Source organism: Actinomycetes bacterium (assembly GCA_035506535.1).
Taxonomy (GTDB): Bacteria; Actinomycetota; Actinomycetes; order DATJPE01; family DATJPE01; genus DATJPE01.
Genome location: DATJPE010000029.1, coordinates 118,158 through 143,258, shown reverse-complemented (window position 1 = coordinate 143,258; position 25,101 = coordinate 118,158). Strand labels below are relative to the sequence as shown.

Here is a 25,101-nt window from a genome sequence, read left to right as displayed (position 1 = left end):
TTTCCGACAAGGTAGTCGAGCGGGAGCGGACGTGTCCAGGCGGGGCGTCCCGTCGACCGAGCGCGGCCCGCATCGAGAGGGAGGCCCCCATGCCCGCGAGGCGCACTGACGCGGCCGCCGCCGCGCGGGACCGGGGCGAGCCCGCCGAGCGGCCCGAGTACCGCGTGGAGGCGCTCGCCAAGGGCCTGCGCATCCTCAGCCTCTTCGACGAGCAGCGGCCCCAGTGGCGGGTGACCGACCTGGCGTCGGCGGCGGGGCTGCCGATGCCCACGGTCTACCGGGTGGTGATGACGCTGACCGCGGAGGGCTACCTCGACCACCTCCCGAACGGCGACTACCGGCCGGGTGTCCGGACCCTGACGCTGGGGTCGGCCGCGCTGCGCAGCCTGGACCTCGTCGGGCTGGCCACCCCGAAGCTGCAGGACCTGGGCGAGGCCACCGGCGAGACGGTCAACCTCGCGGTGCTGACCGGCGACCGCGTGCTCTACCTCGTCCGGCTGCGCAACTCCGACCTGGTGACGGCGAACATCCAGGTCGGCTCGACCCTGCCCGCCGTCACCACCTCGATCGGCAAGCTCCTGCTCGCCCATCTCGACGAGGCGGACCTGGCGAGCCGGATCACCGCCGAGTCCTTCGCCGCCCAGCACGGGCCGAACGCCAAGCTCAGCCTGGAGGAGCTGCGCGGGGAGCTGCGCCGCATCCGCGAGCAGGGCTGGTCGATGCAGGACGAGGAGCTCGCGTACGGGCTGCGCTCGGTCGCCGGACCTGTCATCGCCCCCGGCGGTCGCGTGGTGGCCGGGGTGAACCTCGCCGTCCAGGCACGGGACTGGTCGACCCAGCGGATCGTGCGAGAGCTCAAGCCGGCCGTCCTGCAGACCTGCGCCGAGATCTCCGCCCTCATCGCCGAGGGCGGGGTCGCGACGTGACCACCCGGCTGGCCAAGCTCGCACCGGGCTCCCTCGACCCCGAGCAGCGCGAGGTCTACGACGCCATCGCCGGGGGGCGCCGGGCCCAGGGCCCGCAGCTGTTCCGGCTCGTCGACGACGCGGGGAGCCTCGAGGGCCCGTTCAACGCCTTCCTGCTGCAGCCTCGTCTCGGGCTGGCGCTGCAGGCGCTCGGCTCGGCGGTGCGCTACGAGACCGCGCTGTCCGACCGGGCGCGCGAGTTGGCCATCCTCGTCGTCTCGGTGCACTGGGACTGCGCCTTCGAGTGGTACGCCCACGAGGCGCTCGGCCGCCACGTGGGGCTCTCCGAGGAGGAGCTGGCCGCCGTGCGCGGGCGGGCGTACGACGCCCTCCCCGCGCCCGACGAGCGCGTCATCGCCCGCACCGTCGATGCGCTGCTCACCGAGGCCGACCTGGACGATGTGGCCTACGCGGAGGCCGTGGCCGTGCTCGGCGCCGCGGGGCTGTTCGAGGTGCTCACGTTGGTCGGCTACTACGCCGCGCTCGCGCTGCAGCTGCGGGTCTTTCGCGTCCCGGCGCCCAGCTGACGGGGAGGCTTGACAGGCGCGGGGCCGGTCGGGACCATTGTCGAAAGTTACTTTCACAGAGCGAGAAGAGGTCCGCCGTGCGGCTCGTGACGTTCGACGAGGGCCGGGTCGGCCGGCTGGACGGCGACACCGTCGTCGAGCTCGCGTGCGCCTCGACGCGCGAGTACTTCGAGCGCGGCGGTGACGTCGGCGAGACCGGCGAGCGGCTGGCGCTGGCCGACGTACGGCTGCGAGCCCCGATCGTGCCGAAGAAGTTCTTCCACACCGCGGGCAACTTCTCCTCCCACCACGAGGAGCTGCAGGCCGTCAACTGGTCGCACCCCGTGCACAAGGGCATCGTGTTCTTCCAGAACGTCGACGCGATCATCGGCCCCGACGACGCGATCGTGTACCCGGAGGGGCTGACCAAGGAGCTGGACTACGAGCTCGAGCTCGGCATCGTGATCGGCAGGAGCGGGAAGTTCTTCGGCCCCGAGGAGGCGGCGGACTACATCGCCGGCTACCTCGTCTTCAACGACATCACCGCCCGCGACATCCAGCGCCGCGAGATGGCCTCCGGGGTGTTCTCGTTCTCCAAGGCGATCGACACCTTCTGCCCCATCGGCCCCTGGATCGTCACCAAGGACGAGATCGCCGACCCCCAGGCGCTCGCGATGGAGCTGCGCGTCAACGGCGAGGTCCGCCAGCAGGGCAACACTGCGCAGATGCTCATCCCCATCCCGCACCTGGTGGCCTACCACTCCGCGCAGGGCTACAGCGCCGGCGACATCATCACCACCGGGACCATCTCCGGCGTGGCCGCGATCCAGCCGAACCCGTTCGACTTCTACCTACAGCCCGGCGACGAGATCGAGGCCGAGATCGAGGGCGTCGGCATCCTGCGCAACCACGTGGTCCCGTGGAAGGCCGCCCACGACACCGAGCCGTACTCCACCGATCTGTACTCCTCCACCACCTGAGAACGAGGCACGCAATGGGTCGCACTGTCTACTCCGGCGGGCTGGTCTTCGACGGCACCGGCACCCCTGCCTTCCCCGGTGAGGTCGTCGTCGAGGGCGAGCGCGTCGTCGAGGTCCGTCCCGGACGGCACCCCGAGCTGCACGAGGGCCACACGGTGGTCGACACCACCGGGCACACGGTGATGCCCGGCATGGTCGAGTCACACGCCCACCTCACGTTCCCGTCGGCCGTCGGCCACATCGACCCTCGGTTCAACCCCCCGGTCGATGTCTCGTTCTTCGGCTTCATCGAGGGTTTCGACTCCGAGCTGGCCCGCTGCGAGCGGAACGCGCGGATCCTCCTCGAGGCGGGGTTCACCTCCGCGTACTCCGCCGGCTCGCTGCTGCCGATGCCGGTGGAACCAGTGGTCCGCGACAAGATCAGGGCGGGGATCATCCCCGGTCCGCGCATGCGCGCGGGAGCGGTGGAACGCGACAACCACCCGCAGCGGCCGGACGGACACATCGAGGCGGACTGGACCGGCCCCGACGCCTGTGCGAGGTGGGTTCGTGACCGAGCGGCCGAGGGCTTCGACAGCGTCAAGTTCCTCGTCAGCAACGACGACGTCTTCATCCCCGGCGGCAGCCACATCACGCAGTACTCGGCGGAGGAGCTGAACGCCGCCGGCGAGGCGGCCCGAGAGGTCGGGGTGTGGCTCAACGGCCACTGCCAGGCCGCCGAGTCCGTCAAGATCGCGGTGCGGGCGGGGTTCCGGTCGATCTACCACTGCACCTATGCCGACGAGGAGGCGCTGGACCTGCTCGAGTCGGTCAAGGACGTCGTCTTCGTCTCGCCCGGGCCGGGGATCATCTGGGCCAACGTCCACGAGGGCTTGGAGTTCGGCATCACCCCCGAGGTGGCGCGAACCATGGGCTCGGTCGACGCCCTCGAGGGCATGCAGGCGGTCTACCCCGAGATCCGCAAGCGCGGGATCAGGGCGCTGCCCGGCGGCGACTACGGCTTCCCGAACAACCCGATCGGGCGCAACGCCCGCGACCTGCGCCTGTTCGTCGACCTCTTCGGCTACAGCCCCGTCGAGGTCCTCACCGCCGCCACGCAGTACGGCGGTCAGCTCATGGGCATGGGCGACGAGCTCGGCCTGCTCGCCCCCGGCTACCTCGCCGACCTGCTCGTCGTGCGGGGGGACCCCACGGCCGACGTGACCGTCCTGGAGGACGCCGACAACCTCACCTGGATCGTGCAGGGCGGGACGGCGTACAAGAGCCCGGCCGGCGCGTGACGCAGCCCGTCACCGTCCACCGCGACATCGTCGTCTCGCAGGTCGAGGGCTACCGGCCGCTCGCCGCCGACGCCTACGTCCCGGCCGGCGGGGCGCGGGTGGCCTGCGTGTACCTGCACGGTGGCGGGTGGCGGGTGGGCTCCCGCCGGGAGGGCCCCGGCCGCCCCGGCGCCGGCTCCGCGCGCCTGTTCCTGCGCGCCGCGGAGAGGGGGCTCGCGGTCATCAGCGCGGACTACCGCCTCTCGGGCGAGGCGCGCTTCCCGGCGCAGCTGCACGACGTGTCGGCGGCGTGCGCGTGGGTCGTGGAGCAGGGCCCGGACCTCGGGATCGACGTGCGGCGCCTGTGCCTGTGGGGGGTCAGCGCCGGGGGTCAGCTCGCCGCGCTGCGCGGGCTGGACCTCGACGCCGCCCCCGCTGTGGACGCCGTCGTGCTGTGGTACCCGGTCACCGACCTGCTGTCGCTGCCCGACGACGTCGAGGGGGTCGGCGGTACGCCGGACCGGGGGCCGGGGTCACGCGAGAGCCGGCTGCTCGGGGCGACCCCGGACCAGGCTCCCGACCTGGCGCGGGAGGCCAGCCCGGCGCTGCGCGCACGTCCCGGCGCCCCTCCCTTCCTGCTCCTGCACGGCGACGCCGACGACCTGGTCCCGGCCCGCCAGAGCGAGCGGCTGGCTGCCGCCCTGCGCGCCGCGGGCGGCCGCGCCGAGCTCGAGCTCGTCCCCGGCCAGGGCCACATGTTCGCGGGCATGGCCGTGGAGGAGCTCGCCGGTCACGTCGACCGCTCCGTCGACTTCCTGCTGTCCGCGGCCGGGCGCCCTGCCCACGAGTGAGCCCGGCCTCAGGGGGCTGTCACCGACGTCCGCAGGTAGGCGTTGAATGGTGTCGACGGGTCCTTGTCAAGGACAGGCCACGGGCGAGACCGGAGGTGGCGCCGTGACGTGGGTGCTCCTCGAGCGCGACGACACGATCGTCGTCCGCCACGCCGGACCGGTGCGCAAGGCCATGGTGCGGCTGTTCGGGCCGCACTGGGACCAGGACCTGGCCGCCGGGGTCTCGGCGGACACCAGCGTCGAGCACTCCCTGCGGGCCCAGTACCTCGTGATGACCGGGCACCGGAGCCTGATCGCCGACGCGATCTGCCGGATCATGGCGCAGGCGGGCGTCTCCGTGGCGGGCGCCGCCCCGTCCGGCTTCCCCATGCAGTCACCGCGGACCCGGCGGGCGGTCCGGGCGTGCGCCGGTGACCTGCAGCGTCTCGCCGAGCGGCTGCGGGCACCGGGACCGGTGTCCCCGCGCGGGGTGGCGCTGGCGGAGCTCCTGGTGACCGACGGGGCCGGGCCGCTGCACTACGGCGGGGACGCCGCGGTGCTGCGGGCCGTCTGCCTGGCCGCCGAGGAGGCGCTGGACCCGTCGACGGAGCACCTGTGACGCCGGCCTCCGCGCAGCCGCCTGCACACCCATCCGGCGGACGTGCCCGGCTCCTATCCTGACCGCGTGGACCTGGAGTTCAGCGGCGAGCTCTGGCACTGGCGCGGCCCGTCGCCGTTCCACTTCGTCAGCGTCCCCGACGCGCAGGCTGTCGAGCTGGAGGCCGTCGCCCGCTCGGTGACGTACGGCTGGGGGATGATCCCGGTCGGCGTCCAGGTCGGGGACACGCGATGGCGCACTTCGCTGTTCCCCAAGGACGGCGGGTACGTCGTCCCGGTGAAGGACGCCGTGCGCAAGGCCGAGGACCTCGAGGTCGGCGACGTCCTCCGCATCCGCATCACCGTCGACCTCTGAGCGCACCGCCGATTCCGCGCGATCGCGTCAGGCGGCCCCACCGCGGTCCTCAGTCCACCACCGCATGGCGGCAGAGCTGCCACATCGCGGCCACGTCGTCGCGCTGCGTCGGCTCGGCACCGACCGAGATGCGCACCGTCCACCGGCCGTCGATGACGGCGGGTGTCAGGAACGCGCGCCCGGTCGCGTTCACGGCCTCGACCCAGCGCAGGGTGTGGGCGTCCAGCGCGTCGACGTCGCGGACCGAACCGTCGTCCGCGCGCAGCGACTCGGGGACGTGGCGGACGCAGACCGTCTGCAACGTCACAGGCGCGATCACCTCCCACCCGGGCTCCGCGTGGACCTGCTCGGCCAGCCACTGGGCGTTCGCGAGGTCGCGTCGCAGCCGGGCCCGGATCGCCTCGGCCCCGTCCAGGCGGAGGTGGAACCACAGCTTGAGCGCGCGGAAGCGCCGGCCCAGCGGGATGCCCCAGTCCTTGTACTGGGTGACCTCGCCGTCGACGGAGGACCGCAGGTACGACGGGTTCGTCGACATGACGCGCACCAGATGGTCGACGTCGCGGACGTAGAGCAGCGAGGTGTCCAGCACGGTGCCGAGCCACTTGTGCGGGTTCCAGCCCAGGGAGTCGGCGCCCTCGACCCCGTCGACCATCCACCGGCACTCGGGCAGCAGCATGGCCGAGCCCGCCATGGCCGCGTCGACGTGCACCCAGGCCCGGTGCTCGGCGGCCGCGGCCACGACCTCTCGGACCGGGTCGACCGCGGTCGTCGCCGTGGTCCCCACCGACGCCACCACTGCGGCCGGTCGCCGGCCGGCGGCCGCGTCGGCCGCCATCGCCTCGCGCAGCTGCGCGACGTCGATCGCGTAGGTCTTCGGGTCCACCTCGACCAGTCGCAGGTTGTCCCGCCCGTAGCCGGCGAGCAGCACCGCCTTGGGCACCGACGAGTGCGCCTGCGTCGACGCGTACACCGTGAGCGGGGCCGGCTCCGCCTGGAGGCCGCCGCGCAGCTCGGACAGGTCGCTGGCCCGCTCTCGCGCGGCCAGCATCGCGACCAGGCACGCGGTTGACGCCGTGTCGTGGATGGCACCGCGCCAGGAGGGTCCGAGGCCGCACAGCTCGCGCAGCCAGTCGGTCACCACCTCCTCCACCTCGGTGAGCGCGGGCGCCGACTGCCACGTGATGCCGAGGCCCCCGAGCCCTGAGGAGGCCAGGTCGCCGAGCACCGAGGCGAGGGAGGCGTTGGAGGGGAACCAGCCGAAGTAGCCGGGATGCTGCACCTGGGTCAGGCCGGGGACCACGACGCGGTCGAGGTCGGCGAGCACCTCGGCGAACGGCTGGGGCCGCTCGGGTGCGCTCGTGGGCAGCTGCGCGCGTACGTCGCCGGGCGCGACTCCACTGCGCACGGGCAGCTCGGGCAGCCGGGTCCTGAAGTCGGCGACCCAGTCCACCAGCGCATGGCCCGCCGCTCGAAACTCCTCGGGCGTCACCGTTCCTCCGTCATCGCATCGGTCTCATCGGCTCGGTCCCGTCCCAGCCGGAGGACAGGCCGACGAGGCGGTCGTGCATGCCCAGGATCGCCGGGGAGGCCCGATGCAGCTCGATGGGGTGCGGGAAGAGCCGGCCGCCGCTCAGCCAGGCGACCGAGATGGGCCCCGTCGTCGCCGTGTTGATGACCCGGCAGCCCATCGGCGCCAGCAGGTCGCACTCCCGGTCCAGGTCGTCCACGACCCAGGAGACGTGGCTCACCGCCCCCGGAGCGACGCCATAGGCGTCCGCAAGCTCGGGATCGATGGCGTGCACCTCGCCGTACTCGACGACGACGGGTCCCCAGGCGGCGAACGCGGCGGAGTGGTCGAAGACCACCGGCCCGAGCCCGACCGGACGCCCCGGCACGTCGAAGGTGTCGAACGCGATGTGTGCATGGACCAGGAACGGGCCGAGTCCCAGCTGGAGCGCGTCGGCGACGGCCGTGTCGAGGCTGTCCACCCAGTAGCCGACGTGGTGCAACGGACGTGGCCCCACCGTCGGCACCTGCAGCGGTTCGTCGGACCGGGCCGGATCGCCTGGCATCTCAGTGACCTCCTCCGCTGCTGTCGGTGCCGTGGGCGGCGGCGAGCGGCTCCAGGCGCCCGCCGGAGAGGAAGGTGCCGATGCGGTTGCCTCGCGTCACGGGCAGCACCAGCACGGAGGGATGGTCCTCGTCGTGGTGGATGAACACCCGGTTGTGCTGGGCTCCGGACACGAGCCCGACCGCGTGGTCGGACAGGATGTCGGGGTTCGGGTCGCCGACGTCCGTGGTCCGGATCGTGAGGCGAAGCCGGCTCCCGGCCCGCAGCAGCACCCCGATCGGGCGGATGTCGACGGCCAGCTCGTAGATCTCGCCCGGCTCCATGGGGACTCGCCGGCGGTGCCGGTGGACCGGCCACCAGGGCGTCGACTCGTCCTCGTCGAGCTCGCGCTGCGAGCCGCGCAGCCAGCCCCGGGTCAGCAGCCGGTCCGCGCCGTCCGGCCCCACCTCGTGCAGGGAGGCGAAGAACAGCGCCTCGGTGCCGGTCGTCGACGCGAACAGGGTGAGAACGACGGGTCCGCAGAGCTCGACGTCGTCGCGGAAGGCGGGTGTCGCGTACGAGACGCCCCCTCGCTCCAGCGGCGAGTCGGTGATGACGTCGTGGGGCTCGTGCGGCCAGAACTCCCGCTCGAACAGCAGGCCGTTTTCGTGGAGGTAGAACGGCGTGAACCGGGTCTGCGTCAGCGGCCAGGTCTGTCCCGAGCGCCACTCGTTTGCGTTGTCGACGAAGACCTGCACCGGCGGCTCGTCCATCAGCCCGGTGTCGTTGCCCTTGAGCCAGTGGTCGAACCAGCGCAGCGATTCGTACTGGTACTGCACGATCGGGCGGTCGAGGTAGGCCGGTGGACCGATGGTCAGCCGGGCCGGTCCGTTCCACCGCGTGAACGACCGGAACGCGCCCGGCAGGTGCAGTCCGTAGATGCCCCAGCAGGCGCCGAAGTAGCCCGGCACGGTGCAGCCGCGGGAGTAGTCGACGCAGCGCGGGTCGTAGTGCTCACCGAGCAGCGGGTTGACCACGATCTCGGCCAGGAAGCGGTTCACCGGGTCGTCGACGTCGGCCAGCACCTCCATGACCGAGGGCACGAGCTGGTTCTCCGGGTCCGCCTTCGCGCGCTCGACGAGCTCGCGGAACCGGTCCTCGCCGACGCTCTCGGCGTACGTCGCGCGAAGCCGCGCCCGCCGCAGCGCCACTGACCAGCCCCGCAGGAACGCGTACCCGAAGATGCCGCCCTTGTAATAGGTGTCGCGGTACTGGTCGGTCACCGAGAACGGGCAGAAGATGGCCTTCAGGGCGGGGGGCTCGAGCATGGCCACCAGCGGCTGGATCATCCCGTAGTAGGACATCCCGAACATGCCGACGTTGCCGTCGCTCCACGGCTGCTCGGCGCACCACGCGATCGCGTCGTAGACGGCCCTGATGGTGTCCGGACCCATGTGGTCGAAGAAGCCCTCGGACTCCCCTGTGCCCGGGAGGTTGCCCACGACGTGCACGTAGCCGCGACGCGCGTAGAAATGCGGGTCACCCGCCTCGATGTGGGCGTTGGGATAGCGCATGGGACCAGGGGTCAGCGGCGCCGCCTGGTCCTCGATCGGGTACGGCGCCAGGCTGAGGATCACCGGGAACCGCCCGTCGGCGTCGGGGCGGAAGACGTCGCAGTCCAGCCTGACCCCGGACGAGGTCGGGACCTTCGTCCCGCGGTCTCGCCGCACCCCGTACGCTCGCGGCGAGGTACGCCACGTCGTGGAGAACACGAGTCAGGCTCTTCCCTGCTCGAGGCGAACCCCGAGCTCGTCGGCCACCTCGACGATGGCGGCCACGTCCTCGGAGGTGGTGCGGAAGTTCACCACGCACGGGCGCAGGCAGGCGACACCGTCGATGACCGCGCTGGTCACGTACACCCTGCCGTCGGACTGCATGAGGCGGGCGAGCCGCATGTTGTGCGCGTCGACGTCGCCCTTCGCGGGGATACGACGAAACGGTACGACCGACAGGTCGGGCTCCTCGACGAGCAGCTGCATCCGCGGGTGCGCACGCACCAGCTCGACGAGCTCGCGAGCGAGCTCGATGTTGCCCCCGATGGCGCCTCGGAACGCGGCGGCGCCGTGGGCCCGCAGCGCCGTCCAGAGCTTGAGGGACCGGAACGGCCTCGAGTACTCCAGCGTCGCGTCGACGGGGTGGCTGTACCCCTCCTCCTCGATCATGTACGCCGACTCGTGGCGGAACGCACCCATCAGCACGGAGACGTCGCGCACGAGCAGGACACCGCACGCCTTCGGGACGTACATCCACTTGTGCGCGTCCATCGACGCCGAGTCCGCCCGGTCGAGACCCCGGAACAGGTGGCGGACGACCTCGGTCGAGGCGGCCGGCAGGCCGTAGGCGCCGTCGACGTGCAGCCACATCCCGTGCTCGCGCGCCACGTCCGCGATGGCATCGATCGGGTCCACCGCACCGGTCAGCGTCGTCCCCGCGGTCGCCACGACAGCGACCGGCTGCAGCCCGCCCGCCACGTCGGAGGCGACCATCGCGGCCAGAGCCGACGGGTCCATCCGGCGCCGAGCGTCCACCGGCACGCCACGAAGCTGCCCACGCCCGATACCGAGGACTTCGACCGCCCGCTCGATGCTGGCGTGAGCGTCCAGAGACGTGTAGACGGTCAGGCGACGCCCGTCGACGCCCTCGATGCGACTGGCCGGGACCGCGCGCGTCCGGGCAGCCACGAGCGCCGTGAGGTTCGAGAGCATGCCGCCGCTGGTGAACGTCCCACCGTGCGCGGGGAAGCCCACGAACTCGCCCAGCCACTGGAGCGCGGTCCGCTCGACGAGCTCCGCGCCGCCCGACTCGGCGGCGAGGTTGACGTCGTGGGAGGTGGCCATGGCGTCGGCGAGCACCGCCGACTCGAGCCCGGAGGACGCGATGTAGCCGAAGAAGCGCGGCCTGGACTGGGCGAGGCTCTCGTCGAGGACCACCGCCGCGCCGTCGAGGGCAGCACGCACACCGACCCCGACCTCGGGCAGAGGCCCGCCGATGAGGCCGGTCGTGCGGTCCGAGACCGGAGGCTGCATGGGGCGGGGGGCATCGAAGCTGTGCCACGCCTCAGCGAGCAACTCCAGCCCGTGGTTCAGCGCGTCGGCGCGTTCGTCGCGAAGGTCGACCTTGAGCGTCACGACGTGGTCCATGGAAGGTCCGTCGCCACCTCCGTACCGTATCGCGGGAAATGGCGCCCACAGGCCGCAGCCAGGCGAGCCATGCCGTCGGCGGCTCCCGGCGTGGTTGGCTGGGAGAACCCCCGAGACGACCGGAGAGGATGACGTGATCCGCGAGGAGGCCTTCGGTGTCGTCGGCGGTCGCGAGGTGCACGCGTACGTCCTCGACGGGGGCGCCGGTGTGACGGCACGAGTGTCGGACCACGGGGCGCGGCTCGTGGAGCTGCACGTCCCCGACCGTGACGGGCGGCCAGCCGACGTGGTCCTGGGCTTCGACGACATCGAGTCCTACGTCCGGCACCGGTCGCTGTTCGTCGGCGCCACGATCGGCCGTTACGCGAACCGGATCAGGGACGCGCGGTTCCGGCTCGAGGGCGCGGAGGTCCGGCTCGACGCGAACGAGGGCGCTCACCACCTGCACGGCGGCGGTGACGGCTGGGACCAGCGACTCTGGGACGCCGCCCTCACGGCGGACGGCACCGGGATCTCCTTCCACCTCCTCAGCCCGGACGGCGACATGGGCTACCCGGGAGCTTGTACGGCGAGCTGCACGTACACGCTGGTCGGGAACCTGCTCCACATCGTCATGGAGGCGGTCCCCGACGCGACGACCGTCATCAACATGGCCCATCACTCCTATTTCAACCTCGCCGGTCACGACCGCGGAGACGTCCTCGGCCAGCACCTGTGCCTCGCCGGCGACTTCTACGTCCCCGTGGACGAGGAGCTGCTCCCGACAGGAGAGATCCTGGCCGTCGCGGGCACGAGGTACGACTTCCGCTCGCCTCGCCCGATCGGGGACGCCCACGGCCGGGCGGACTACGACCACACCTGGTGCCTGCGCGAGCGCCCCGGCACCCACGGCCTTGCTCAGGCCGCCAGCACCCACGGCCTTGCTCAGGCCGCCAGCGCCCACGACCTCCGCTCCGGGCGGCGCCTTCGCCTCTGGACCGACCAGCCCGGCGTGCAGATGTACGCCTGTGGGCACCTGGACGGCCTCGTCCACGGCAAGCGCGGTTCGACGTACGCCCGTTACGCGGGCTTCGCGCTGGAGACCCAGACCTTCCCGGACTCTCCGAACATCGCACACTTCCCGAGCGCGACGGTACGGGCCGGTCGGACCTACCGCCACGAGGTCGTCATGGAGCTGAGCGCAGACTGAGCGACGTCAGGATGGAGCTCTGTGCGGACTGAGCGACCTCACACGTTGCGGCGGTACTGGCCGCCCACCTCGAAGAAGGCGTCCGTGATCTGGCCGAGCGAGCAGACCCGAACCGCCGACAGCAGCTCCTCGAAGAGGTTGCCGCCCGACACGGCCACCTTCTTCAGCCGTTCCAGCGCCGCGGGAGACTCCTGGCGGTGCCGCTCCTGGAAGTCGCGCAGTCGGTCGAGCTGCGAGGCCTTCTCGTCCTGGGTCGCCCTCGCCAGCTCGAGGGACTCCGAGACCTGCTCCCCTCCCGGTCGGAGGAAGGTGTTGACGCCGACGATCGGCAGGGAGCCGTCGTGCTTGCGACGCTCGTAGAGCATCGACTCGTCCTGGATCTTCCCCCGCTGGTAGCCGGTCTCCATCGCACCGAGCACGCCGCCGCGGTCGGCCAGGCGCTCGAACTCGAGCAGCACCGCCTCCTCGACCAGGTCGGTCAGCTGCTCGACGATGTAGGAGCCCTGCAGCGGGTTCTCGTTCATCGCCAGACCCCACTCCTTGTCGATGACGAGCTGGATCGCCAGCGCGCGGCGCACCGAGTCCTCGGTCGGAGTGGTCACCGCCTCGTCATAGGCGTTGGTGTGCAACGAGTTGGCGTTGTCGTAGAGGGCGCACAGCGCCTGCAGCGTGGTCCTGATGTCGTTGAACGACATCTCCTGGGCGTGCAGGGAGCGCCCGCTCGTCTGCACGTGGTACTTCAGTTTCTGAGCTCGTTCGGAGGCTCCATATCGTTCCTTCATCGCGATGGCCCAGATCCGGCGGGCCACGCGTCCGATGACGGTGTACTCGGCGTCCATCCCGTTGCTGAAGAAGAAGGAGAGGTTCGGCGCGAAGTCATCGATCCTCATCCCGCGCGCGAGATAGGACTCGACGTAGGTGAAGCCGTTGGCGAGGGTGAACGCGAGCTGGCTGATCGGGTTGGCCCCCGCCTCCGCGATGTGGTAGCCGCTGATCGACACGGAGTAGAAGTTGCGGACGCCGTGCTCGATGAACCACTGCTGGATGTCGGCCATCGCGCGCAGCGAGAACTCCGTCGAGAAGATGCACGTGTTCTGGCCCTGGTCCTCCTTGAGGATGTCGGCCTGGACCGTGCCACGCACGGTGGCCACCGTGCGGGCGGCGATCTCGTCGAGCTCGCCCGGGTCCGGCTCCCGCCCCTCCTCGGCGCGGAACCTCTCGACCTGCTGGTCGATCGCGGTGTCGAAGAACATGGCGAGGATCGTCGGCGCTGGCCCGTTGATGGTCATCGACACCGACGTCGTGGGCGAGCACAGGTCGAAGCCGGCGTAGAGGTCCTTCATGTCCTGCAGGGTGGCGACGGAGACCCCCGACGTCCCGACCTTGCCGTACACGTCCGGCCTCGGCGACGGGTCGCGGCCATAGAGCGTCACCGAGTCGAACGCGGTGGAGAGCCGCGTGGCGGGCTGCCCCTGCGAGAGCAGGTGGAAGCGCCGGTTGGTGCGCGCGGGGTCGCCCTCGCCCGCGAACATCCGGGCGGGGTCCTCCTCGGTCCGCTTGAACGGGAACACCCCGGCCGTGAACGGGAAGAAGCCGGGCAGGTTCTCGGCCCGGAGGAAGGAGTAGAGGGTGGCGTCGTCGTCGTCCGGCGGCAGGGCGACACGCGGTACGTCCGTCCCGGACAGCGTCGTACGCGTCAGCGGCGTCACGACCTCGCGGCCGCGAACGGCGTACACCTGCTGGTCGCCCTCGTAGGAGGCCCGCACGGCCGGCCAGCGCTCAAGGGTGTCCAGGCTCTGCGGATCCAGCGCGGACTCGACGGAGGCGAGGAGCCCGTCGACACGTTCGGCGGCCTCGCGCTCACCGGCCGAGCTCAGCAACGCGGAGGTCTCGCGCAGCTGCTGGCGGCGGCGAACCAGCACCGCTTGTTGGTCGGTCCGTCGGTGGTACCCGCGTACGGTCTCCGCGATCTCCGCGAGGTAGCGCTCCCGCCCCTTGGGCAGCACGCCGACGAGCCCCGTCGACGTCCGTCCGGTGACGAGCGGAAGGACGCCCTCGAAGTCCGGCAGACCGTACTCGACCAGCAGACCCTTGAGGTGGTGGTACAGGGCCGACACCCCGTCGTCGTCGAAGCGCGCGGCCGACGTGCCGAAGACGGGCATCTCCTCCCACGGGACGCCGAAGGCCTCGCGGCTGCGCACCAGCTGGCGGGCCACGTCCCGACGAGCATCCTCCGCGCCACGGCGCTCGTACTTGTTGATGGCCACCACGTCGGCGAAGTCGAGCATGTCGATCTTCTCGAGCTGGCTGGCGGCGCCGTACTCCGGCGTCATGACATAGAGCGACACGTCCGCGTGCGGCACGATGGCGGCGTCGCCCTGGCCGATCCCCGGCGTCTCGACGATCACCAGGTCGTAGCCGGCCAGCGAGCAGACCTGGATCACGTCGTCCAGAGCGGGTGGGAGCACGGCGCCGGCGTGCCGGGTCGCAAGCGAGCGGAAGAAGACGACCTGGGGGTCGAGAGCGTTCATGCGGATACGGTCGCCGAGCAGTGCGCCGCCGCCGCGACGGCGGGTGGGATCCACCGCGATCACCGCGACCCGCAGCTTGTCCTGGGAGTCCCGCCGCAGCCGGCGCACCAGCTCGTCGGTCAGCGAGGACTTCCCGGAACCGCCGGTGCCGGTGATGCCGAGGACCGGGGCGCGCCGCCCGCCTGCGGCGGCGCGAACCGCCTCCGGCAGGCCGGGGTCCGCCCCCGCCTCGAGCACGGTGATGGCCCTGGCCAGCGCGGGCTGAGCGCCGGAGGCGACGGCAGTGAGGTCGGCGCCGCCGCGGGCGAGGTCGGTGTCGCACTCCTGGACCAGCTGGCTGACCATCCCGGGCAACCCCAGTCGCTGTCCATCGGCGGGCGAGAAGATGCGCACGCCGAGGCGCGCCAGCGTCTCGATCTCCGATGCCACGATGACGCCGCCGCCTCCGCCGTAGACCCGTACGTGACCGGCGCCCCGCTCACGAAGCCGGTCCACGAGATAGGAGAAGTACTCCAGATGGCCCCCCTGGTAGGACGACACAGCGACGCCCTGCACGTCCTCCTGGAGTGCCGCGGTGACGACCTCCTCGACGCTGCGGTCGTGCCCGAGGTGCACGACCTCGGCGCCTTGGGACTGCAGCAGCCGGCGCATGATGTTGATCGCGGCGTCATGACCGTCGAACAGGCTCGCAGCCGTGACGAAGCGCACCGGGTTCACGGGTTGGTGCAGGGCCACCGGCCGACCTCCCACGTCCGCAGCGGCGCCGTTGACGACTGCCGCTGAGCTGATAGTAGGACGTCCGACTATCGGATGTCACTTCAACGTTCGTGCTTGGCTACCATGCGCTCATGCCGTCACGGGAGAACCACGACCCGGACCCCATCGCGGAGGCGCACCGGCTGTGGGTCGAGCATGGCTGGGGCGACGCGGCGGACGGGATGGCGGCGATCACCTCGCTCATGCGCGCCCACCAGATCGCGTTGTCGCGCGTGGAGGCCGTGCTCAAGCCCTACGACATCAGCTTCGCTCGCTACGAAGTGCTGATGCTGCTCTTCCTGAGCCGCCGCCGGGCGCTCCCCATGCGCGTCATCGGCTCCCGCCTCCAGGTCCACCAGACGAGCGTGACCAACGCGGTCGACCGACTCGAGGAGGCCCGCCTCGTCGCCCGCACACCGCACCCCACGGACCGCCGAGCAACCCTCGTGGAGATCACGTCGGAGGGCGTGGCGCTCGCCCGCGAGGCGACCGACGAGCTCAACAGCACGGTCTTCGCCGACCCGGGGTTGAGCCCCAGCGCCGTGTCCAGCCTCGTGCGGCTGCTCCGCCAGCTCCGCAAGGACGCCGGAGACTTCTGAGGGGCCGTGCCCCTCGTCGCGTTGCAGCGCCCAGCGGTGACCGGGACCATGGTCGTGGATGCTCGATGGTCGTGGACTCTCGATGGTCCTGCATGCTGAGCAACGCTGATCGGAGACACGTGATGGACCAAGCCGGACGCGGCCCGGCGGAGTCGGGACGGCGACGCTGGGTAGGCCTGTTCTTCGTGGCGCTCGGCGTCGCCCTCATCATCGTCGACGCCACGATCGTGAACGTCGCGGTTCCCTCGATCATCCGCGACCTCGGGATCACGTCGACCGACGCGCAGTGGGTCCAGGAGGCCTACACCCTGGTCTTCGCGGCGCTGCTCCTGACCGCAGGCCGCCTCGCCGATCGCTGGGGCAGGCGGGCCCTCTTCGAGGTCGGCGTCGTCGTGTTCATGGTGTCGAGCATCCTGGCTGCCCGCAGCGGGACCGGGAACGAGCTGATCATGGCTCGCGTCGCCCAGGGGGTGGGTGGCGCCATGATGCTGCCCACCTCGCTGTCGATCATCAACGCCGGCTTCCGCGGCCGTTCCCGGGCCATCGCCTTCGCCGTGTGGGGGTCGACCATCGGGGGGACGGCAGCGCTGGGTCCCCTGCTGGGCGGCTGGCTCACGACGAGCTACTCGTGGCGCTGGGCGTTCGGAATCAACGTCCCTCTCGGGCTCGTCGTCCTGGTCGGGACCTGGCTTGCTGTCGATGAGTCCCGGGGGGACGATCCGAGCCCCGGGGTGGACGTCGGCGGCGCGCTGCTGTCGATCGTCGGCTTCGGCGCGATCGTCTTCGGCCTCATCGAGGGCCGCACCTACGGGTGGTGGTCGCGGGAGAAACCGTTCTCGATCCTGCATCGGCCCTGGCAGTGGCAGCTGTCTCCCATCCCCGTGGCCTTCGCCGTCGGCGTGCTGGCCCTGCTGGCCTTCGTGGGCCTCGAACGGCGACGCAACCGGGCCGGCAAGGTGGTGCTGCTCGACCTCGGCCTGTTCTCGATCCCCTCCTTCCGTGGCGGCAACATCGCGGCCGGCATCGTGAGTCTCGGCGAGTTCGGGCTGCTGTTCTCACTGCCGTTGTGGTTCCAGAACGTCCGCGGGTACACCGCGTTCGAGACCGGGCTCGCGCTGCTACCGCTCGCGGTCGGCAGCTTCGTCGCCAGCGGCTTCGGCGGGCAGCTGGCATTGCGTCGCGGGGCGCCGTACGTGGTCCGGCTCGGCATCCTCCTCGAGGTCATCGGCGTCGCGGGGATCGGCGTCGTGGTGTCACCGTCCACGCCGTGGACGCTCACCTCCCCGCTGCTGTTCGTCTACGGGATGGGGGTGGGCTTGGCCACGGCACAGCTCACCGGAGTGGTCCTGACCGACGTCCCGGTCGTCAAGAGCGGGCAGGGCTCGGGCACCACCAGCACCACCCGCCAGCTCGGCTCGGCACTGGGTATCGCCATCCTCGGCACGGTGCTTTTCACGAGTCTGGGCTTGTCTCTCGATCGTGCACTGGCCAGGCAGGGCCAGCTCTCGGCCGACCAGAGGCGCCAGGTCGTGGCGGCCGTCCGCGACTCCGCGGGAGCGGCGATCGGCGGGCTAGCCGCCGATCCGCGTACGGAAAGCGTGGCCGAGGACGCCCGTACGGCCTTCTCGCACGCCACCCGCAACGCCGCCTGGGCGGCGGCCGGGTTCCTCCTCCTCGGGCTCTACGCCAGCCGCGGGCTCGGTTCACCGACGACGCGCGCCGAGGCCGCGGAGGAGGTGGCCGCGCGCCCCTGATCCACCAGGAGAGCCGGCGTGGTCAATTGCCTCTGTAACAGAGGTATCCTGGGGTCATGGGGTCACTCGCTGCCGTGGTCGCCGACGAGCTGATCGAGAGCGTGGGCGTGCTGCGCCGCCAGATGCGCGCAGTGGCCGGCCGCCCCTGGACCGGGGTGGAGCTGTCCGGTGCCGAGATCGATCTCGTCCGGCTGCTGCGCCGCCGTCCCGGCATCAGCGTCGCGCAGGCCGCCCACGAGCTCGGGCTGGCGCCGAACTCGGTCTCGACGCTGGTGCGGCGCCTCGGTGACAGGGACTGGCTCACCGGCGAGCGCGACGCTGCGGACCGGCGCGTCGTCCGGCTGCGGCTCACCCCGTCGGCCTCCCGGCAGGTCGAGGCCTGGCGGGACCACCGGGCCGAGCTGATGGCGTCGGCCCTGGAGTCCCTCGCGCCCGAGGACCAGCTGGCCATCCAGGACGCCCTCCCGGCGCTGTCGCGGCTGTGCGCCGCCCTCCGTGAGCTGCCCGAGGAGCGCCCATGACCGCCACCCGGCCCCCCGCGGTGCTCTGCGAGGGCATGACCCACCGCTTCGGCGACCATGTCGCCGTCGACCACCTGGACCTGGTCGTGGAGCAGGGCGGGGTCGTGGGGCTGCTCGGGCCGAACGGCGCCGGCAAGACCACGACCATCCGCGTGCTCAACACCCTGCTTCCGCTGCAGGCGGGGCACGTCACGGTGCTCGGCGTCGACGTCGCCGCCGATCCGATGGCCGTGCGCCGGATGATCGGCTACGTCCCCCAGCAGCTGTCCATCGAAGCCGCGCTGACCGGTCGCGAGAACGTGGCCCTCTTCGCGCGGCTCTTCGACATCCCCCGCCGGGAACGGCGGGCCCGCGTCGAGGAGGTCCTCGACGCGATGGAGCTGCAGGAGTCCGCGGGCCGGCTCGCGGGCACGTACTCCGGGGGGATGGTCCGCCGGCTGGAGCTGGCCCAGGCGCTGGTGAACCGCCCGTCCCTGCTGATCCTCGACGAGCCGACGGTCGGTCTGGACCCGATCGCACGCGACAGCGTGTGGGAGCGGGTCCGCGAGATGCGCGAGACGTACGGCACCTCGGTCCTGCTCACCACGCACTACATGGAGGAGGCGGACGTGCTCTGCGACCGCATCGCCCTGCTGCACCGCGGCCGGCTCCGGGCGGAGGGGACCCCGGCCGATCTCAAGGCCTCGGTCGGGGCCGACGCGACCCTCGAGGACGTCTTCCGCCACTTCACCGGAGGCAGCCTCGACGAGCCCGGGACGGGAGGTCTCGCCGGTGTCCGCAGTACCCGCCGCACCGCGCGCCGCGTCGGCTGACCGGCTTCCGGCGGACCGGCTCAGGTCCTGGCGGACCGGGCCGTCACGACTGGTCACCTTCTGCCTGGTCGAGCTGCAGAAGCTGCGGCACGACCCGAGCGAGCTGCTCACCCGCTCCATCCAGCCGGTCCTCTGGCTGGTGATCTTCGGCCAGACCTTCAGTCGCCTGCACGCGATCCCCACCGGCCAGGTGAACTACCTGGACTACCTGGCGCCGGGGATCATCGCCCAGTCGGGGATGTTCGTCGCGATCTTCTACGGCATCCAGATCATCTGGGAGCGCGATGCGGGGATCCTCGCCAAGCTGCTCGTGACCCCGACGCCGCGCGTCGCACTCGTCGCAGGCAAGTCCTTCGCCGCGACGGTGCGCGCCCTCGCGCAGGTCGTGGTCGTGCTGGTCGTGTCCGCCCTGCTCGGGGTCGTCTTCACGCTCAACCCGTTGAAGCTCCTCGGGGCGGCCGTCGCCGTCGCGCTCGGTACGGTCTTCTTCGCCTGCCTGTCGATGACGATCGCAGGACTGGTCATGACGAGGGACCGGCTCATGGGTATCGGTCAGGCCATCACGATGCCGTTGTTCTTCGCGTCCAACGCCCTCTACCCCATCGCGCTGATGCCGGCCTGGCTGCGCGGTCTGGCGCGGATCAACCCGCTGAGCTACGAGGTGGGCGCCCTTCGCGGGCTGCTCATCGGGACGCCGACGAGTCTGGCGCTCGACTACGCCGTCCTGCTCGTCGCCGCGGTCCTGGGCGTCCTCGCCTCCTCCAGGCTGCTGAGCCGCCTGGCGCGCTGAGCACCCCGATCGGCCGAGGACCGTCAATTCCCGCCCCTGGGGTGGCCCGAGAGCGAGTCAGGTCGCAGACTGGTGGGGACACACCGGGACGGGCAAGGGGGCCGTTCCCGGGTGGGACGCTTACGCTGGACGTCCCCCTCGTTTCGCCCGGCCCCGAGAGGTACCGATGCTTGACCGCCTTCCCCGCGCAGGCATGCTGGTCGCCGCGACCGTCGTCACGCTCGCCCTGACGGGCTGCTCCAGCTCGCACAGCGACGTCACCACGGTGGCCGCCGGCACCTCCTCGGCATCCAGCCCCGTCTCGTCCACGCACTCCTCGACGGCCGGCGTCTCGGCGACGACGACCACCGCGGGCGACCCCCACCTGGTGGTCGCGAAGGTCCAGTCATGGAGCCATGCGCTCACGGTGAAGGTGAGCGGCGCGAAGCTGACCACGGTGCAGGTCCGCCAGCACGGGACGCGCCACACGCTGCCAGGAAGCATCAAGACCGACGGCGTCACCTGGAAGAGCAGTGTCCTGCCGGTGGCCGGCAGCCTCTACGACGTCGCGGTGGTGGCCACGGCCTCGGGCGGCTCCACCAGGAACCTCACGGCCAGCGTCCGGATCACCCAACGGCCGCCGAGCGCGCAGATGGGCTACTCCGTCACCCCCTCCGGGAACTGGACGGTCGGGGTCAACGCTCCGATCGTCATCCGCTTCTCGAACTCGGTCACCCGCAAGGCCAGCGTCGAGCAAGCCCTCCACGTGGCCTCGTCGAAGCCGGTCGTCGGGGCCTGGCACTGGATCAACAGCTCCGAGGTCCACTTCCGCCCGAAGTTCTCCTGGCCGAGGCACATCAAGGTGCGCCTGACCGCCGACCTCGACGGCGTGCGGATGAACCACACCCGCTACGGGGCCAAGGACACCGTCATCACCTTCCACGTGGGGGACGCACACCTGACCCGAGTGAACGGCAAGACCCACAAGCTCACGGTCTACGTCAACGGCAAGAAGACGTACGTGTGGCCCACCAGCCTCGGCCGTCCGCAGTTCGCGACCCGTAGCGGCAGGTACATCGTGCTGTCGAAGACCCCGACGATCCAGATGACCTCCTGCAGCGCGCACATCACCTGTGACAAGACGAACCCGAACTACTACGACCTCACGGTCCTGTGGGACACCCGGCTGACCTGGTCGGGCACCTTCATCCACGCGGCGCCGTGGTCAGTGGCCCACCAAGGCGTCGCGAACGTCTCCCACGGCTGCATCAACCTCAGCACCGCCCGCGGTGAGGCCTACTACAACATCGCCCAGTACGGCGACCTGGTCGTGGTGACCAACACGGGCCGGGACCCCGCGGACCTGATCCGCAAGGGCGATCCGGGCATGACCGACTGGAACTCGACCTGGACGCAGTGGGTCAAGGGATCGGCGCTGGGCAAGCCCGTCACCACGAGCACGCTGAAGGGCTGAACCGGGCGCCCGTCCCCGGCGCACGCGGACGGGCGCTCAGTCGGCTCGCCAGGGCTTGACCCACGGCGTCTCGGGCCAACCCTCCGCGGCGGCCAGCAGGGGGAACCAGGTAGCCCCGTCGACGCTCTCCCGCACGATGTCAGCATGGCCAGCGTGGCGCGCCGTCTCCTCGATGAGGTGCAGGAGGACCCACCGGATGGACCACGCCTCGATGTCCTGTGGCAGCCAGGGGACGCCCTTGGGCACGGGCACCGGCGCACCCAGGTCGTCGAATGCGGCGATCACCTCGTCGGTGTGGACGGTGGCGTCGTCGTAGCCGGCGAGGATGCCGTCCAGGGTCTCCTCGGGGCGCATGACGAAGCTCGCGGCGTACTGCCCGGGGTCGGCGTTGCGCGGCAGCCCCTGCACGGTCTGCATCCAGGTGCGCTCCGCCTGGCCGCAGTGCTTGATGAGGCCGCCGACGCTGAGCGTGCTGGCACTCGGGGTCGCTCGCGCCTGCTCGTCGGTGAGCCCGAAGGCGGTCAGCCGGAGCATCCGGCGTTGCTGGGCGAGGTAGCTGAGCAGGCCATCGCGCTCGTCGGCGACGGGTCCGGGCATGGCGGGCATGGGCACGACCTCCTGTCCCTGCGACGACGTGCGCCGTCACGGGGGACACCCTGGCACGCTTGCCCGACAGCTCGGTCGGGACAGCGAGTGGGCGCCCTGAGCCTCGCCTAGGGTGGCCCACCATGGACCTCGGCCCCGGCCAGCTGCTCGGGCCGGGGCCCTCCCTCGACCCGCGGACCGGCGAGGTCTGCTTCGTCGCGACCGATGAGCTCGGGGACCGGGCCGAACGGGTCTGGTACCACCTGCGCGACTTCGGCGACGATCCCCGGTTCCGTCGCGTGCGCGGGCACTGGGTCGCGCGGATCCCCGCGCCACCGGTGGACCGCATCGAGTACCTGTTCGTCGTACGCTCCGCCGACGGTCACGAGGCTCTGCTGCTGGACCCCGCCAACCCGCGACGGGTCGACGGGGTGCTCGGCGCGCACTCGGTGCTCGAGCTGCCGGGATACCGCGCGCCGGACTGGCTCGTCTCGACGACGCAGCCCTGGGTCGCCCGCCCCGTCGCGGCAGGCTCCCCGGTCGCGGAGCTGGAGGTGACGGGGGACCTGTTGAGCCCGGAGGGGGTCGGGCCGGACCAGGAACTGCCACTTCTCGTCGTCCACGACGGCCCCGAGTACGTCCGGCTGGCTCGGCTGCTCGACTACCTGGACTGGCTGGGCCACATCGACGCGGCCCTGCGCTGCCGGGTCCTCTCCCTGGCGCCGGTCGACCGGGACCGTTCCTACGCCGCGTCGCCCGTGTACACGCAGGCGCTGGTGGAACAGGCGCTGCCCCGAGCTCGTGCGGCCGCGGCCACCGAGGGGCCGCTGGTGGGCCTCGGCGCGAGCCTGGGCGGGCTGGCGCTGGCCCACGCGGCGGCGACGTACCCGGGGACGTTCGCGGGTCTGCTGGCTCAGTCCGGGTCGTTCTTCCTGCCGCAGTTCGACGCGCACGAGGCGCGATGGCCGCACTATGGCGAGGTGGTGACGGCCACCGCGGCGTTGCACGCCGACCCGTCCCCCCTGACGGGCGTGGTGGTCCGGCTCACCGCGGGTGCCGGCGAGGAGAACCTCGAGAACAACCACGCGCTGGCCCGGCGCCTGGTTTCCCTGGGCGTGGACGCCGCCCTCACGACCGGACGGGACGGGCACAACCACACCGCCTGGCGCGACCTGCTGCATCCGACCCTGGGTGAGCTCCTCGCGCGGTGCTGGAAGGAGCACGCGACGACCTGAGACGGTTCGAGGTTCCGCCAGAACCGAACGCGTCGTCTCTCGGCGGGGCACACTTCGCCCATGCGCCGCGACGTCTGGACCCTCGAGGCTGAGTGGCCGGTCGGCGCAGGTCGGGTCATCGCCTACGGCCACTGGGGCACCCCTGTGCTCTTCTTCCCCGCGGAGGGAGGAAGCGCATCCGACCTCGAGAACCGCGGCATCGTGCACGCCCTCGCCGAACCGATCGACGCCGGCCGCCTGAAGCTGTACGCGGTCGACTCCATCGATCACAGCACCTGGTCGGACCACTCGGTGTGCCTCGAGGAGCGGGCGCGCCGGCACGAGGGCTACCACGCCTGGATCACCGACCGGGTCGCCCCGGCGATCCACGGCGACTGCGGGGGACGGGTCGCGATCACGACGGCAGGACCCAGCCTCGGCGCCTTCCACGCGGTCAACACGGCGCTGCGCCGGGCCGACCTGTTCCCCCGCGTCCTGGGGATGTCGGGCAACTACGACCCGACGTCGTGGAACGGCTGGGGAGAGCGCGGCGACGCACTGTACTTCAACGCCCCGTTCATGTACCTGGAGCACATGCAGGGCGACCACCTGGACTGGCTGCGACGATCCGTCTTCGTCCAGCTGTGCGTCGGCCGCGGCGCGTGGGAGGAGAACCCGACGAGAGCCCTCCCGTCAACGCTCTCGCTGGGCGCCCTGCTCCGAGCGAGAGGGATTCCGCACGCCGTCGACGTGTGGGGCGAGGACACACCCCACGACTGGCCGTCCTGGGCCCGGATGGCGGCCAAGCACCTCGGCGAAGCGGCGTACTGACGCCAGAAGGGGGACATCGTGGACCACGCCGCCCGGACTCACCTCGTGGGGCTCCTGCTCGGGACGGAGAACGACTGGCCAGTGGCTCTGGAGGCGCTCGTACGGGCTCTCGGACCGGTCACGGACGCGCACGGCGTCAGCCACACCATGGACACCGAGCGGGTGACGATCGAACCGTTCTCGCTGCGGGACAGGCCCAGGCACGCCCTCGTGATCGACCGGCTCGCCTACTGGTACTACGTGCCCCGTGAGTGGCTGAAGAAGGTCGCGCTGATGGACGACGTCTACCTCCTCAACAGCCCGTTCACGTTCCAGTCCATGGAGAAGCACTCGGCGTACTGCGCGATGATGCGACTGGGGCTCAAGATCCCGGAGACGGTCCTCGTGCCCTACAAGAATCCCGTCGACAACGCACGCTGGGCCTACACCGCCGAGCGGTACAACCGCCCGTTCGACCTCACCGCGGTCGCTGAGCCGCTGGGATACCCCCTGTACATGAAGCCGTTCGACGGCGGCGGGTGGCGCGGGGTCTCGAGGATCGAGAACCCCGAGATGCTGCGCCGGGCCTACGACGACTCCGGTGAGATGCTCATGCACCTCCAGGCATCGATGCCGCATGACGTGTTCGCGCGGGCGCTGTCGATCGGACCCGAGACGATGGTCATGCGGTTTCGCCCGGACGAGCCGATGCACGCCCGCTACGCCGTCGACCACTCCTTCCTGACGCCCGCGGCGGGAGAGGAGTGCGTGACCATCAACCGGACGGTGAACGCCTTCTTCCGATGGGAGTTCAACTCCTGCGAGATGCTCGTCGCCTTCGGCGCGGACGGCGGCCGCGACCAGGTCTACCCGATCGACTATGCCAACGCCTGCCCTGATATCGCGATCACCTCGCTGCACTACTACTTCCCCTGGGCGATCAAGGCCCTGGTGAAGTGGACGACGTACTGCCTGGTGACCGGCCGGCGCCACGAGATCGACCTCGACACGCGCGCCTACTTCGAGGTCGCCGACCGCGACGACCTGAGCTACGACGACAAGCTCGTGCACTACCGGCGGCTGGCCGACGACTACTTCGAGACCGAGCACTACGTCGACTGGTGCGACTCGCGGCTGCGCACCTTCGACGCGGTGGCCCTCGAGTGGTTCTTGGGGCCGGAGATGGACCGGGTGATCGTCGACACCGTCACGTCCACCTTTCCCGCGCACGAGCGCGACCGGTTCGTCGACCACTTCCGCGGGCTGCTCGCCCTCTGGTGCCGGGACGAGGAGGGACGGCTCGCCACACGGTGAGTCCGGACGG

General features: G+C 71.2%; 23 protein-coding genes. 17 read left to right on the top strand and 6 right to left on the bottom strand.

Features of this window, described 5'->3' with window-relative positions; genetic code table 11:
- The first annotated feature begins 89 nt into the window (after nt 1-89).
- The 7 genes from VMI11_04165 (at nt 90) to VMI11_04135 (ending at nt 5,513) form a co-directional block, all read left to right on the top strand.
- The gene (locus VMI11_04165; protein HTY71603.1) at nt 90-926 is read left to right on the top strand and encodes an IclR family transcriptional regulator; all 837 of its coding nucleotides are present in this window, start codon (nt 90-92) and stop codon (nt 924-926) included.
- Nucleotides 923-1,492 (top strand): carboxymuconolactone decarboxylase family protein, encoded by a 570-nt coding sequence (locus VMI11_04160; GenBank protein HTY71602.1) that lies wholly within the window; start codon nt 923-925, stop codon nt 1,490-1,492. The genes VMI11_04165 and VMI11_04160 overlap by 4 nt, the downstream gene beginning before the upstream one ends.
- A 77-nt stretch (nt 1,493-1,569) precedes the next feature.
- Complete coding sequence (locus tag VMI11_04155; GenBank protein HTY71601.1) at nt 1,570-2,451, top strand: fumarylacetoacetate hydrolase family protein; 882 nt, start codon at nt 1,570-1,572, stop codon at nt 2,449-2,451.
- A gap of 14 nt (nt 2,452-2,465) precedes the next feature.
- Complete coding sequence (locus VMI11_04150; GenBank protein HTY71600.1) at nt 2,466-3,731, top strand: amidohydrolase family protein; 1,266 nt, start codon at nt 2,466-2,468, stop codon at nt 3,729-3,731.
- Nucleotides 3,728-4,561 carry an alpha/beta hydrolase gene (locus tag VMI11_04145; GenBank protein HTY71599.1) on the top strand — a complete coding sequence of 278 codons (834 nt, stop codon included), beginning with the start codon at nt 3,728-3,730 and terminating at the stop codon, nt 4,559-4,561. The genes VMI11_04150 and VMI11_04145 overlap by 4 nt, the downstream gene beginning before the upstream one ends.
- Nucleotides 4,562-4,664: 103 nt before the next feature.
- The gene (locus VMI11_04140) at nt 4,665-5,159 is read left to right on the top strand and encodes a hypothetical protein (protein HTY71598.1); all 495 of its coding nucleotides are present in this window, start codon (nt 4,665-4,667) and stop codon (nt 5,157-5,159) included.
- A gap of 66 nt (nt 5,160-5,225) precedes the next feature.
- On the top strand, nt 5,226-5,513 hold the full coding sequence (locus VMI11_04135) for a DUF1905 domain-containing protein (protein ID HTY71597.1): 288 nt from the start codon (nt 5,226-5,228) through the stop codon (nt 5,511-5,513).
- 49 nt (nt 5,514-5,562) lie between these two features.
- Here the strand turns inward: VMI11_04135 and VMI11_04130 are convergent, their stop codons facing one another.
- The 4 genes from VMI11_04130 to VMI11_04115 are packed head-to-tail and all read right to left on the bottom strand — an operon-like array spanning nt 5,563 to nt 10,763.
- A complete protein-coding gene (locus VMI11_04130; protein ID HTY71596.1) occupies nt 5,563-7,002 on the bottom strand; it encodes a pyridoxal-dependent decarboxylase in 1,440 nt (479 codons plus the stop codon).
- A gap of 10 nt (nt 7,003-7,012) precedes the next feature.
- Nucleotides 7,013-7,585, bottom strand: coding sequence for a VOC family protein (locus VMI11_04125; GenBank protein ID HTY71595.1), 573 nt, complete (start codon nt 7,583-7,585; stop codon nt 7,013-7,015).
- Between the two features lies 1 nt (nt 7,586).
- Nucleotides 7,587-9,335, bottom strand: a complete 1,749-nt coding sequence (locus VMI11_04120) for a CocE/NonD family hydrolase (GenBank protein ID HTY71594.1) — start codon at nt 9,333-9,335, stop codon at nt 7,587-7,589.
- A gap of 3 nt (nt 9,336-9,338) precedes the next feature.
- Nucleotides 9,339-10,763 carry an aminotransferase class V-fold PLP-dependent enzyme gene (locus VMI11_04115; GenBank protein ID HTY71593.1) on the bottom strand — a complete coding sequence of 475 codons (1,425 nt, stop codon included), beginning with the start codon at nt 10,761-10,763 and terminating at the stop codon, nt 9,339-9,341.
- A gap of 133 nt (nt 10,764-10,896) precedes the next feature.
- On the opposite strand from VMI11_04115, the gene VMI11_04110 reads away from it, so the two are divergent.
- Nucleotides 10,897-11,952: an aldose epimerase family protein gene (locus tag VMI11_04110; GenBank protein HTY71592.1), complete on the top strand. Its 1,056-nt coding sequence runs from the start codon at nt 10,897-10,899 to the stop codon at nt 11,950-11,952.
- Nucleotides 11,953-11,990: 38 nt separating this feature from the next.
- Here VMI11_04110 and icmF read toward each other — a convergent pair whose 3' ends face one another.
- Nucleotides 11,991-15,218 (bottom strand): fused isobutyryl-CoA mutase/GTPase IcmF, encoded by a 3,228-nt coding sequence (gene icmF / locus VMI11_04105; protein ID HTY71591.1) that lies wholly within the window; start codon nt 15,216-15,218, stop codon nt 11,991-11,993.
- Nucleotides 15,219-15,331: 113 nt separating this feature from the next.
- On the opposite strand from icmF, the gene VMI11_04100 reads away from it, so the two are divergent.
- From VMI11_04100 to VMI11_04075, 6 genes are all read left to right on the top strand, one after another.
- Complete coding sequence (locus tag VMI11_04100; protein HTY71590.1) at nt 15,332-15,838, top strand: MarR family transcriptional regulator; 507 nt, start codon at nt 15,332-15,334, stop codon at nt 15,836-15,838.
- Nucleotides 15,839-15,960: 122 nt separating this feature from the next.
- A complete protein-coding gene (locus VMI11_04095) occupies nt 15,961-17,592 on the top strand; it encodes an MFS transporter (GenBank protein HTY71589.1) in 1,632 nt (543 codons plus the stop codon).
- Nucleotides 17,593-17,648: 56 nt separating this feature from the next.
- Nucleotides 17,649-18,113, top strand: a complete 465-nt coding sequence (locus VMI11_04090) for a MarR family transcriptional regulator (protein ID HTY71588.1) — start codon at nt 17,649-17,651, stop codon at nt 18,111-18,113.
- Nucleotides 18,110-18,925 carry an ATP-binding cassette domain-containing protein gene (locus VMI11_04085; protein HTY71587.1) on the top strand — a complete coding sequence of 272 codons (816 nt, stop codon included), beginning with the start codon at nt 18,110-18,112 and terminating at the stop codon, nt 18,923-18,925. The genes VMI11_04090 and VMI11_04085 overlap by 4 nt, the downstream gene beginning before the upstream one ends.
- Nucleotides 18,885-19,715 (top strand): ABC transporter permease, encoded by an 831-nt coding sequence (locus VMI11_04080; GenBank protein HTY71586.1) that lies wholly within the window; start codon nt 18,885-18,887, stop codon nt 19,713-19,715. The genes VMI11_04085 and VMI11_04080 overlap by 41 nt, the downstream gene beginning before the upstream one ends.
- A 193-nt stretch (nt 19,716-19,908) precedes the next feature.
- Complete coding sequence (locus VMI11_04075) at nt 19,909-21,168, top strand: Ig-like domain-containing protein (GenBank protein ID HTY71585.1); 1,260 nt, start codon at nt 19,909-19,911, stop codon at nt 21,166-21,168.
- A 36-nt stretch (nt 21,169-21,204) separates the two neighbouring features.
- Here VMI11_04075 and VMI11_04070 read toward each other — a convergent pair whose 3' ends face one another.
- Complete coding sequence (locus tag VMI11_04070; protein ID HTY71584.1) at nt 21,205-21,774, bottom strand: DinB family protein; 570 nt, start codon at nt 21,772-21,774, stop codon at nt 21,205-21,207.
- 122 nt (nt 21,775-21,896) lie between these two features.
- Between VMI11_04070 and VMI11_04065 the strand changes: the two genes are divergently transcribed.
- Genes VMI11_04065 through VMI11_04055 form a run of 3 tightly spaced genes read left to right on the top strand, consistent with a single transcriptional unit; the run spans nt 21,897 to nt 25,091 of the window.
- Nucleotides 21,897-22,988: an alpha/beta hydrolase-fold protein gene (locus VMI11_04065; GenBank protein HTY71583.1), complete on the top strand. Its 1,092-nt coding sequence runs from the start codon at nt 21,897-21,899 to the stop codon at nt 22,986-22,988.
- Between the two features lie 60 nt (nt 22,989-23,048).
- Nucleotides 23,049-23,798: an alpha/beta hydrolase-fold protein gene (locus VMI11_04060; GenBank protein ID HTY71582.1), complete on the top strand. Its 750-nt coding sequence runs from the start codon at nt 23,049-23,051 to the stop codon at nt 23,796-23,798.
- 18 nt (nt 23,799-23,816) lie between these two features.
- Nucleotides 23,817-25,091: a hypothetical protein gene (locus VMI11_04055; protein HTY71581.1), complete on the top strand. Its 1,275-nt coding sequence runs from the start codon at nt 23,817-23,819 to the stop codon at nt 25,089-25,091.
- Nucleotides 25,092-25,101 lie beyond the last annotated feature (10 nt).

Bases quoted from the DNA above. Each gene is read 5' to 3' on its own strand.
- VMI11_04165 (HTY71603.1), top strand. From the start codon at position 90: ATGCCCGCGAGGCGCACTGACGCGGCCGCCGCCGCGCGGGACCGGGGC.
- VMI11_04150 (HTY71600.1), top strand. From the start codon at position 2,466: ATGGGTCGCACTGTCTACTCCGGCGGGCTGGTCTTCGACGGCACCGGC.
- VMI11_04125 (HTY71595.1), bottom strand. From the start codon at position 7,585: ATGCCAGGCGATCCGGCCCGGTCCGACGAACCGCTGCAGGTGCCGACG.
- VMI11_04115 (HTY71593.1), bottom strand. From the start codon at position 10,763: ATGGACCACGTCGTGACGCTCAAGGTCGACCTTCGCGACGAACGCGCC.
- VMI11_04100 (HTY71590.1), top strand. From the start codon at position 15,332: ATGCCGTCACGGGAGAACCACGACCCGGACCCCATCGCGGAGGCGCAC.
- VMI11_04095 (HTY71589.1), top strand. From the start codon at position 15,961: ATGGACCAAGCCGGACGCGGCCCGGCGGAGTCGGGACGGCGACGCTGG.
- VMI11_04090 (HTY71588.1), top strand. From the start codon at position 17,649: ATGGGGTCACTCGCTGCCGTGGTCGCCGACGAGCTGATCGAGAGCGTG.
- VMI11_04085 (HTY71587.1), top strand. From the start codon at position 18,110: ATGACCGCCACCCGGCCCCCCGCGGTGCTCTGCGAGGGCATGACCCAC.
- VMI11_04075 (HTY71585.1), top strand. From the start codon at position 19,909: ATGCTGGTCGCCGCGACCGTCGTCACGCTCGCCCTGACGGGCTGCTCC.
- VMI11_04070 (HTY71584.1), bottom strand. From the start codon at position 21,774: ATGCCCGCCATGCCCGGACCCGTCGCCGACGAGCGCGATGGCCTGCTC.
- VMI11_04065 (HTY71583.1), top strand. From the start codon at position 21,897: ATGGACCTCGGCCCCGGCCAGCTGCTCGGGCCGGGGCCCTCCCTCGAC.
- VMI11_04060 (HTY71582.1), top strand. From the start codon at position 23,049: ATGCGCCGCGACGTCTGGACCCTCGAGGCTGAGTGGCCGGTCGGCGCA.